Raw genomic sequence first — 9351 nt, 5'->3', positions numbered from 1 at the left:
GGTGCTGCTCGACCTGTCGATGCCGGGCGCCAGCGGCCTCTCCGGCCTGATCTCGCTGCGTGGCATCCATCCGGCGGTGCCGCTGGTCGTGGTGTCGGCGCATGACGATCCGGCGACCATCAGGCGGGCGCTCGACCTCGGCGCTTCCGGCTTCATCTCCAAATCGGCCAGCATGGAAGAAATCCGCAGCGCCGTGCAATCGGTGCTTGCCGGCGATATTGCAGCACCCGTCGGCGTCGATCTCGGCATCGAGCGCGACCCTGAAATATCCGACCTGATCAAGCGGCTGCAGGCGTTGACGCCGCAGCAGACCCGGGTGCTCGGCATGCTGGCCGAGGGCCTGCTCAACAAGCAGATCGCCTATGAACTCGGCGTCTCCGAGGCCACCATCAAGGCGCATGTCTCCGCCATCCTGCAGAAGCTCGGCGTCGACAGCCGCACCCAGGCGGTGATCCTGCTGTCCAAGATCGGCAGCGACCCGCTGCAGCCGGCGGGTTAGACCCCTATTCCGCCGCCGGCGCCAGCGGCCTGACCCTGGCCATCATCGAGCGCAGTACCGCTGGTTTGAGCGGTTTGTTGATCACCGCAATCTCGAGCCCGCCGGCGGTCGTGCGCACCTCGTTGGAGCGGTCGGCGGTGACCAGCACGGCCGGCAGGGTGTCGCCATGGATCGCACGCAGCCTGACGACGAGTTCGAGGCCGGTTTCGCCGTCGAGATGGTAGTCGGCAAGGACGATGTCCGGGCGATGTATCTTCGCGGTCTCCAGATCCTTTGAACCGGACGCGGTGTCGACGTTGCAACCCCAGCCTTCGAGCAGGAGCCGCATGCCTTCGAGGATGCGGGCGTCGTTGTCGATGCACAGCACGTGCAGACCGGCCAGCGAGGCTGTCGCGCGGGCGGGAGCCCTGGCTTCGATCTCGCGTCGTGCCTGCACGGCCGCGACGGGCAGGATAACGGAGAATCGCGTGCCCTTGCCCGGACTGGAAAAGATGCGGATCTCCAGGCGCAACACCCGGGCGATGCGGTCGACGATGGAGAGGCCGAGACCGAGGCCCTCGGCCTCGCGCGCGCCCTCGTCGAGCCGGGTGAATTCGCGAAAGACGGTGTTCAGCTTGTCGCCGGCGATGCCGATGCCGGTGTCGATCACCTGGATCTCGGCCAATTCGCCGCGCCGCCTGACGCCAACCAGCACGCGGCCGCGGCGCGTGTATTTGATGGCGTTGGAGACGAGATTCTGGATCAGGCGGCGCAGCAAATTGCGGTCCGTCGTCACCGTCAGCGATGACGGCATGATGGTCAGCTCGAGCTTCTTTTCGGCGGCCAGCGGCCGGAAGTCGTTGCCGATCTGGCGCAGCAATCCGTCGAGGTTGAAGGCGGTGTCATCCGGCTTCATCGCGCCGGCATCGAGGCGGGAGATGTCGAGCACGGCGCCGAGAATGGTCTCGACGGATTCCAGCGAGGATTCGATGTTCACGGCCGCCTTGCCGGCAGGTCCCTTGCCGGCCTTCTCGATCAGCGAGGAGCAATAGAGCCGGGCGGCGTTCAGCGGCTGCAGGATGTCGTGGCCGGCGGCGGCGAGGAAGCGCGTCTTGCCGAGATTGGCCTCCTCGGCCAGCATCTGTGCCTGCGCCAGTTCCTCATTGACCCGGGTCAGCTCGATGGTGCGCGTCTTGACCCGCTGCTCCAGCGATTCATTGGCCCTTTTCAGCGCAAGATCCTGCTCGACGCGCCCGGAAATGTCGGCATAGGTGGCGACGATGCCGCCGTCCGGCATCGGGTTGGAGCGCAGTTCCAGGATGCGGCCCGAGGTTTTCAGCTCCATCTGCCACGGGCTGACGAAGCTGGTCAGCCGGTTGAGCATGGCCACACGCTGATCGGCGGGAATGTCGCCGCGCTCGGCGAGATGGCGCAGGATGCGGTCGAGCGAGACGCCGACCTGGCCCATCTCGTCGGGCAGGTCGAACAGCGCCCGGTACTGGCGGTTCCAGCAGATCAGGCGGAAATCGCGATCGAAGACGGTGATGCCCTGTTCCATCTGGTCGAGCGCGATCTGCAAGAGGTCGCGGTTGTGCTGCAGCGCCTCGGTGGCGTCGTCGAGCAAGCGGAAGGCATCTCGGGATTCGCGGTCGTGGCGCCGAAACAGCAGCGACAGGATCAGCCGTGCCGAGGAGGAGCCGACGGCGCTGGCCAGCAGCTGCTCGGAAAAGCGGATGACGTCCATGCTCGCCTGTTCGTTGCCGTGCAGCGAGGTTCCGTTGGTCTTTTCGAACGACTGGAAAGAGCGCTCGGTGCGCTCGACGCCGAGATAGCGCCCGATCGTGTCCTTCAGGTCGTTGACGGTGATGGCGGTGCGGAAACGGCGCAGGCTGGGCATCGGGCCGGCATCGCGCGGCACGAAGATCGACGCCTGGATGCGTTCCAGCGGCACCGACGCGCGCGACAGCGAGCCAAGCACGAAAAACACCGCATTGATCGACAGGCTCCACAACACGCCGTGGTTCAGCGGTTCGGCGACGGTGCCGAACAGGGCCTGCGGCCGCAGCGCCTCGAAGCCGAACAGCCCGTGCACGATGATGCCGGTATCGGCCGCGGCAAGCGACGGCAGGAGCAGTGTGTAGCCCCAGACGAGGATGCCGGCGACCATGCCGAGTGCCGCACCCCGGCCGTTGGCGCCGCGCCAGATCAGCCCGCCGATCAGGGCGGGGGCGAACTGGGCGATGGCCGCGAACGACATCAGGCCGATCGACGACAGGCGCGCGCTGTTGGTGCTCTCGCGGTAATAGAGGAAGGCGATGAACAACAGGATGAAGATCGCCCCGCGCCGCACATTAAGGATCAGCGTCGACCAGTCCTCGGTCTCGGAGGTCGAGGTCTTGAGCAGGCGGCGCACGAACAGCGGAATGACGAGATCGTTGGAGATCATGATCGACAGCGCCACGCTTTCGACGATCACCATCGCCGTCGCCGCCGACAGGCCGCCGATGAAAGCCGCCATCGCCAGCACATCATGGCCGCTGAACAGGGGCAGCGACAGCACATAGAGATCGCTGCTGGTTCCGGTGCCGACCAGCGACAGGCCGGCGAAGGCGATCGGCAGCACGAACAGGTTGATCGCCACGAGGTAGAGCGGGAACACCCATGTCGCGGTGCGCAGTTCGGCCTCGCCGCGGTTTTCGACGATGGTGACGTAGAACTGCCGCGGCAGCATGATGATGGCAAAGCCGCTCAGGCACGTCAGCACCAGCCAGGTGGCGAGCGAGGTGTTGTAGCTCATCGCCTGCCGGACCTGCGCGTTCTCGGCGAGCTTGTCGAACATGTCGCCCGGGCCGCCGAAGATCAGGAAGGTGACCATCAGGCCGATCGCCAGGAAGGCGGCGAGCTTGACGACGGTTTCGACCGCCACCGCCAGCACCAGTCCGTCCTGGTGTTCGGTGGCGTCGGCGTGACGGGTTCCAAACAGCACCGCGAACAGCGCCAACAGCATGGCGACGACCAGCGAGATGTCGCTGACGAAGGGATCGAACGAAGGCGGCGATCCCGTATAGTGCTCGACCATCAGGCTGACCGAACCGGATATCGCCTTCAACTGCAGCGCGATATAGGGCACCGCGCCGATGGTGGCGATCAGCGTGGCGATCGCCGCGACGGTGAAACTCTTGCCGTAGCGTGCGCCGAGGAAATCAGCGATCGAGGTGATCTTCTCGGTCTTGGCCAGCCGCACGATACGGTTGAGCAGCGGGAAGCCGAAGACGAAGACGAGCACCGGGCCCGTATAGATGCCGAGGAATTCGAGGCCGCGTTCGGAAGAGAGACCGACCGAGCCGAAGAAAGTCCAGGATGTGCAGTAGATCGCGAGGCTGAGCGCATAGATGAAAGGCCGCCCCCGGCTCGGCTCGGAGATGGCCGAGCGGCGGTCGCCGAGGCTGGCGATGGCAAACAGCAGCGTCACATAGGCGACCGCGATGATGACGATGAACAAGCCCTGCACGCTTGGACTTTCCTCCTCTGCCGTCTTTCTATCCGGCTTGCCCGGACGCAACCACAGCTTGGCGTCCGAGTCCATTGCAGAGCTGTGCAGGACGGCTATCAGGGCGGCGCGTCGGTGTCGTTATGGTGAAGATCGCCGCTGAGCGCCGTGGAAAATACGGCCAATGACGACCTCCTCCAAACCCATGCGATAGAGGATGATGTGCTTGCCGTGGACGAACTGATGGGTCCTGCCTTCATAGAGCCGGCCCATACTCGGATAGTCGCCGAGCAACTCAAACACCGCGTCGAGTTCGCGCAGGTACTTTTCGGCCTGAGTGTGGCCGAAGTTTTCGAAGGTGTGTCGGTAAATGTCTTTCAGATCGCGTTCGGCGCGATGCGTTATCCTATGGCGCATGCGGGAGTTCGGCACGCGCTTCCCGAATAATGTCGTCGATCGACTTTTCGCTGACCGGGCTCTCAAAACCTTCGTTGATCGCCGCCTGAATCGCTTTCCGCTTCTCGTCGGGCGAAAGCGCGTCAAACCAAGCGCGCTGCTCCTTTGTTGGAGCCGCCCACGGATAAACATCAATGCTGATGGTTTCGAGCATGTTCATGAGAACATTATAGGCGAAAACGCCTATAATTTCCAGAAATTCAATGCTGGCTTTGCCGTGCCGTCAATGCGGGAAACCTTGCAAAGAGCGATTGATCGCTCGCGTCAACAACCAGGGGCCCATGCCGTGCTCGGCGGCAATCTGGTCCAGCGTGGTCGTTTTGCAGTGATTCGGCGGCATCTGTGTCGATTTGCATCGCGGGGATATGAAATTTCACGCCCTTGTACGCAACGCGTCAAATTCGGCAGAGCTGCCGCCCAAAGTGCCGTAAGGTAAGGAGAAAGCGGTTGTTTTCTCCCTTTTACCCATGTTGCGTCAGGAGGTTTTTGTTATGTTGCCTCAGGTCGATGCCGCAAGGACGGAAACGGCAGCTCGGCCAGTCACGACAAGGAGGGTCGAATGCTGAAAGAATTCCAGGAATTTATTTCCAAGGGCAATGTGATGGACCTTGCGGTCGGCGTCATCATCGGCGCGGCCTTCGGCAAGATCGTCGATTCCCTTGTTAACGATATCATCATGCCGATCGTCGGCGCGATTTTCGGCGGCTTGGACTTCAACAATTATTTCCTTGGCCTCTCCTCGGCCGTCAACGCCACCTCGCTGGCCGACGCCAAGAAGCAAGGCGCGGTCTTTGCCTACGGCAGCTTCATCACTGTCGCGTTGAACTTCCTCATCCTCGCTTTCATCATTTTCCTGATGGTCAAGGCGGTGAACAACATGCGCAAGCGGCTTGAGCGCGAGAAGCCCGCTGCACCGGCGGCTCCGCCGCCAGCCGACGTCGCGCTGCTCACCGAAATTCGCGATCTGCTCGCCAGGCGCTGACCACGGGCAGCATTGCTGGACCAAAACCCCGGTCGTTGGCGGCCGGGGTTTTCTGTTTTCGCATCTGGTAAGGACCGCTGACGAAAACCGCAGACCAAAAACGGATCCGCCCATGACCCTGATCGACAGCTTGCGCACCGAGGCCCGTGCGGCACCCGAAAGTGGCATTGTCGCCGTCGTCAATTACGGCCGCCTGCGCGAAGGCATGATTCCGCTCTGGGCCGGCGAAGGCGACCTGCCGACGCCAGCCTTCATCACCGATGCCGCGTCGAAGGCGCTGGCCGGCGGCGAGACATTCTACACCTGGCAAAGGGGCATCCCCGATCTCAGGCAGGCACTCTCCCGTTACTATGCCAGGCATTTCGGCAAGAATTTCCCGGAGGAAGAATTCATCGTCACCGGCTCCGGCATGCATGCCATCCAGCTGGCGCTCGACGCGCTCGCCGGCGCCGGCGACGAGGTGGTCTACCTGTCGCCGGCCTGGCCGAATTTCGATGCCGCAGCAGGGATAGCGGGAGCCGTTCCAGTCGCGGTCACGCTCGATCATTCCGGCAATGGCTGGTCCTGCGACGTCGAGAAGATCGCCGCTTCGATCACGCCGCGCACAAAGGCGCTGTTCATCAACACGCCGTCGAATCCGACCGGCTGGACCGCCGATCACGAGACCTTGCAGGCGATCCTCGCTCTGGCGCGCGCGAAAAACCTCTGGATCATCGCCGACGAGATCTATTCACTGTTCCACTACGGCCACGGCCGCGCGCCGTCCTTCCTCGACATAGCGTCGGCGGAAGACCGTATCCTGTACGTCAACTCCTTTTCCAAGAACTGGGCGATGACCGGCTGGCGCGTCGGCTGGATCAAGACGCATCCGAGCTTGCAGCAGGTGTTCGAGAACCTGATCCAGTATTCGAGCTCCGGCGTCGCCCAGTTCATGCAGCGCGGTGCGGTCGCCGCCCTTGACGAGGGCGACGCCTTCGTCGCCGAACAGGTGGAGCGGGCGCGCAAGGCGCGCGACCTTGTCTGCGGCATCCTCGGCGCCACCGGCCGCGCTGGGTTTACGGTGCCGCAGGGCGCGTTCTATCTGTTTTTCACCGTCGAGGGCATCACCGATTCACGCACCGCTGCCTTCGACATCGTCGACAAGGCCAATGTCGGCCTGGCGCCAGGCACCGCTTTCGGCCCCGGCGGCGAGGCGTTTTTGCGGCTGTGCTTCCACCGCCGTCTCGACCAGATCGAGGAAGCGGCACACCGGCTGGCGAAGTGGATGAAGAACGCCTGAGCCGCTGACGAAGCCCGAATTGAAATCGCTCCGGCGAGCCAGATGGCCGCCGGAGTAGAGTTCCAAACGGCATCAGCCGCCTGACTTGGGCACCAGCAATGGAATGATGCGGTCGCTCTTGGCCACCGAAGGCCGACCGGCGGAGCCGTAGGGGATACCGAGCGCATCCCAGGTCTCGACCAGCGCATCCTGCAATTCGGCGATCAGCGCATCGGAATGGAACGGCGTTGGCGTGATGCGCAGCCGCTCGGTGCCGCGCGGCACGGTCGGGTAGTTGATCGGCTGGATGTAGATGCCGTGCACGCCGAGCAGGCGGTCGCTGGCCATCTTGCAGGCCTCGGGATCGCCGACCAGCAGCGGCACGATGTGCGTCGGCGAATCCATCACCGGCAGGCCGGCGGCCGACAGGATGTGTTTGGTTCTCGCGGCCTGCTGCTGCTGGGCGTCGCGCTCGGCCTGCGAGCGCTTGAGATGGCGGATCGAAGCGGCCGCGGCGGCAGCGATCGCCGGCGGCAGTGCCGTGGTGAAGATGAAGCCCGGCGCATAGGAGCGCACGGCGTCGATCACAGCGCTGGTGCCGGTGATGTAGCCGCCCAGCGTGCCGAATGCCTTGGCCAGCGTGCCTTCGATGATGTCGATGCGGTCGGCCAGGCCTTCGCGCTCGGTGATGCCGCCGCCGCGCGGCCCGTACATACCAACGGCATGGACCTCGTCGATATAGGTCATGGCGTTGTAGCGCTCGGCGAGTTCGACGATCTCTTTGATCGGCGCGATGTCGCCATCCATCGAATAGACGCTTTCGAAGACGATCAGCTTGGCACGTTCGCGCCCCGCCGCCTGCAAAAGGCTTTCCAGATGCGCCACGTCATTGTGGCGGAAGATCTTCTTTTCGGCGCCGGAACGCCGCACGCCTTCGATCATCGAGGCGTGGTTCAATTCGTCCGAGATGATCAGGCAGTTGGGCAAAAGCTTCGCGATGGTCGAGATCGAGGCCTCGTTGGAGACGAAACCGGAGGTGAAGACCAGTGCCGCTTCCTTGTCGTGCAGATCGGCAAGCTCCACCTCAAGCTCGACCAGCGGGTTCGAGGTGCCGGAAATGTTGCGGGTGCCGCCGGCGCCCGAACCCATCTTGCCAGCGGTATTCTGGAACGCGGCGATGACGTCGGGATGCTGGCCCATGCCGAGATAGTCGTTGGAGCACCAGACGGTGATTTCCTCGGCACGGCCATTGGAACGCCAGATGGCGCGCGGGAACTTGCCCGCGATCCGCTCGAGGTCGGCGAAAACGCGGTAGCGACGCTCGGCATGGAGCTGGTCGATCGCTTCCTCGAAGAACCGCTGATAGTTCATGTCGACTTCCCAATTTTTGCGCGGGATCATAATCATTGGCCCGTTGGTCGTCCACCTGGCCTTTTTGGTCAAAATGCCACGCCCCGGACCTGTTCCTAACGACCGCGGATCGTGGCCTATTCCCTTGATGTGGATGAACTTTGTTTCAGGACAATGCCACTGGCCGGCAATGCCGGTTACCAGGGGGTTCCAATGGCCATGCGGCGGGCTTTCCAGTAGAGCGGGGTTGAGACAGTTTCCGATAAATCTTGGATAAGCGAGGACGCGGATGACAGTTTTGGTGACAGGCGGCGCCGGTTACATCGGCAGCCATATGGTCTGGGAGCTGCTGGATGCCGGCGAAAGCGTGGTCGTTCTCGACCGTCTTTCCACCGGTTTCGAATGGGCAGTGGCGCCGGAGGCCAAGCTGGTCGTCGGCGATGTCGCCGACAAGGAATTGGTCGGCGCGGTCATCAGGGAGAACAAGGTCGACGCGATCATTCATTTCGCCGGCTCGATCGTGGTTCCGGAATCGGTCGCCGACCCGCTCGGCTATTATGAGAACAACACCTCGAAGACGCGCACGCTGATCGAAACCGCGGTGCGCGAAGGCGTGCCCAATTTCATCTTTTCCTCGACCGCCGCCGTCTACGGCGGCGCCGGGCTGGAGCCGGTGCGCGAGGACGCCCGCCTGGCGCCGGAATCGCCCTATGGCCTGTCCAAGCTGATGAGTGAGTGGATGCTGCGCGACGCGTCGATCGCGCATGGCCTGCGCTATACGGCGCTGCGCTACTTCAACGTCGCCGGCGCCGACCCGAAGGGCCGCACCGGCCAGTCGACGCCGGGCGCAACCCATCTGATCAAGGTCGCCTGCGAGACGGCACTCGGCAAGCGGCCGTTCATGCAGGTGTTCGGCACCGATTATCCTACGCCGGACGGCACCTGCATGCGCGACTACATCCATGTCAGCGACCTGGCGGCGGCGCATCGCCTGGCTTTGCAGCGGCTGCGCGCCGGGGGACAGAGCCTCGTCGCCAATTGCGGCTACAGCCATGGCTATTCGGTGCTGGAGGTCATCGACAGCGTGCGCCGCGCCTTTGGCCATGATTTCGAGGTGAAGATGGGTGATCGCCGCCCTGGCGACGCCGCGGCGGTTGTCGCCAATTCGGATCTCGCCCGCGCCGAGCTCGGCTGGACCCCGCAACGCGACGATCTCGACCAGATCGTCGCCGATGCGCTCGCCTGGGAGCGCATCCTGACCGGCAAGAACTCCGCGCGCGGCTGAGCCGGGTTCTCCCAAGGGCTCGCAAGCCGGGCAGTGAAGCGCTATTGAAGGC

The 9351-nt window shown here is 63.6% G+C and carries 8 protein-coding genes; 4 read left to right on the top strand and 4 right to left on the bottom strand.

The genetic code is table 11. The features are described 5' to 3' along the window. The coding region (locus ENZ74_RS11580; protein WP_164761003.1) for a response regulator transcription factor at positions 1–499 on the top strand (499 nt) is incomplete at its 5' end. Positions 500–503: 4 nt separating this feature from the next. Here the strand turns inward: ENZ74_RS11580 and ENZ74_RS11575 are convergent. From ENZ74_RS11575 to ENZ74_RS11565, 3 genes are all read right to left on the bottom strand, one after another. Next, on the bottom strand, positions 504–3989 hold the full coding sequence (locus ENZ74_RS11575) for a PAS domain-containing hybrid sensor histidine kinase/response regulator (RefSeq protein ID WP_063170462.1): 3486 nt from the start codon (positions 3987–3989) through the stop codon (positions 504–506). Between the two features lie 120 nt (positions 3990–4109). Beyond that, positions 4110–4385 (bottom strand): type II toxin-antitoxin system RelE/ParE family toxin, encoded by a 276-nt coding sequence (locus ENZ74_RS11570; RefSeq protein WP_013533612.1) that lies wholly within the window; start codon positions 4383–4385, stop codon positions 4110–4112. Continuing rightward, a complete protein-coding gene (locus tag ENZ74_RS11565; RefSeq protein ID WP_024503137.1) occupies positions 4375–4584 on the bottom strand; it encodes a hypothetical protein in 210 nt (69 codons plus the stop codon). Before ENZ74_RS11565 ends, ENZ74_RS11570 begins: the two co-directional genes overlap by 11 nt. 399 nt (positions 4585–4983) lie before the next feature. Here ENZ74_RS11565 and mscL point away from each other — a divergent pair, with 399 nt between their 5' ends. Together mscL and ENZ74_RS11555 are read left to right on the top strand one after the other, a co-directional pair. Further along, a complete protein-coding gene (gene mscL, locus ENZ74_RS11560) occupies positions 4984–5406 on the top strand; it encodes a large conductance mechanosensitive channel protein MscL (protein WP_013533610.1) in 423 nt (140 codons plus the stop codon). 112 nt (positions 5407–5518) lie between these two features. Beyond that, positions 5519–6685: a pyridoxal phosphate-dependent aminotransferase gene (locus ENZ74_RS11555; protein ID WP_013533609.1), complete on the top strand. Its 1167-nt coding sequence runs from the start codon at positions 5519–5521 to the stop codon at positions 6683–6685. A 72-nt stretch (positions 6686–6757) separates the two neighbouring features. Here ENZ74_RS11555 and hemA read toward each other — a convergent pair whose 3' ends face one another. Then, a complete protein-coding gene (gene hemA, locus ENZ74_RS11550; RefSeq protein ID WP_063170463.1) occupies positions 6758–8035 on the bottom strand; it encodes a 5-aminolevulinate synthase in 1278 nt (425 codons plus the stop codon). A 268-nt stretch (positions 8036–8303) separates the two neighbouring features. Here hemA and galE point away from each other — a divergent pair, with 268 nt between their 5' ends. Further along, a complete protein-coding gene (gene galE, locus ENZ74_RS11545; protein ID WP_063170028.1) occupies positions 8304–9299 on the top strand; it encodes a UDP-glucose 4-epimerase GalE in 996 nt (331 codons plus the stop codon). Positions 9300–9351: the final 52 nt, after the last annotated feature.

It is taken from the genome of Mesorhizobium sp. M7A.F.Ca.CA.002.15.2.1 (assembly GCF_003998715.1).
Lineage (GTDB): Bacteria > Pseudomonadota > Alphaproteobacteria > Rhizobiales > Rhizobiaceae > Mesorhizobium > Mesorhizobium ciceri.
This window is presented reverse-complemented; position numbering and strand designations above follow the sequence as displayed.

Excerpts from the sequence above, each read along its gene's own strand:
- ENZ74_RS11570 (WP_013533612.1), bottom strand. The coding sequence starts at position 4,385 with ATGCGCCATAGGATAACGCATCGCGCCGAACGCGATCTGAAAGACATT.
- ENZ74_RS11565 (WP_024503137.1), bottom strand. The coding sequence starts at position 4,584 with ATGAACATGCTCGAAACCATCAGCATTGATGTTTATCCGTGGGCGGCT.
- mscL (WP_013533610.1), top strand. The coding sequence starts at position 4,984 with ATGCTGAAAGAATTCCAGGAATTTATTTCCAAGGGCAATGTGATGGAC.
- ENZ74_RS11555 (WP_013533609.1), top strand. The coding sequence starts at position 5,519 with ATGACCCTGATCGACAGCTTGCGCACCGAGGCCCGTGCGGCACCCGAA.
- hemA (WP_063170463.1), bottom strand. The coding sequence starts at position 8,035 with ATGAACTATCAGCGGTTCTTCGAGGAAGCGATCGACCAGCTCCATGCC.
- galE (WP_063170028.1), top strand. The coding sequence starts at position 8,304 with ATGACAGTTTTGGTGACAGGCGGCGCCGGTTACATCGGCAGCCATATG.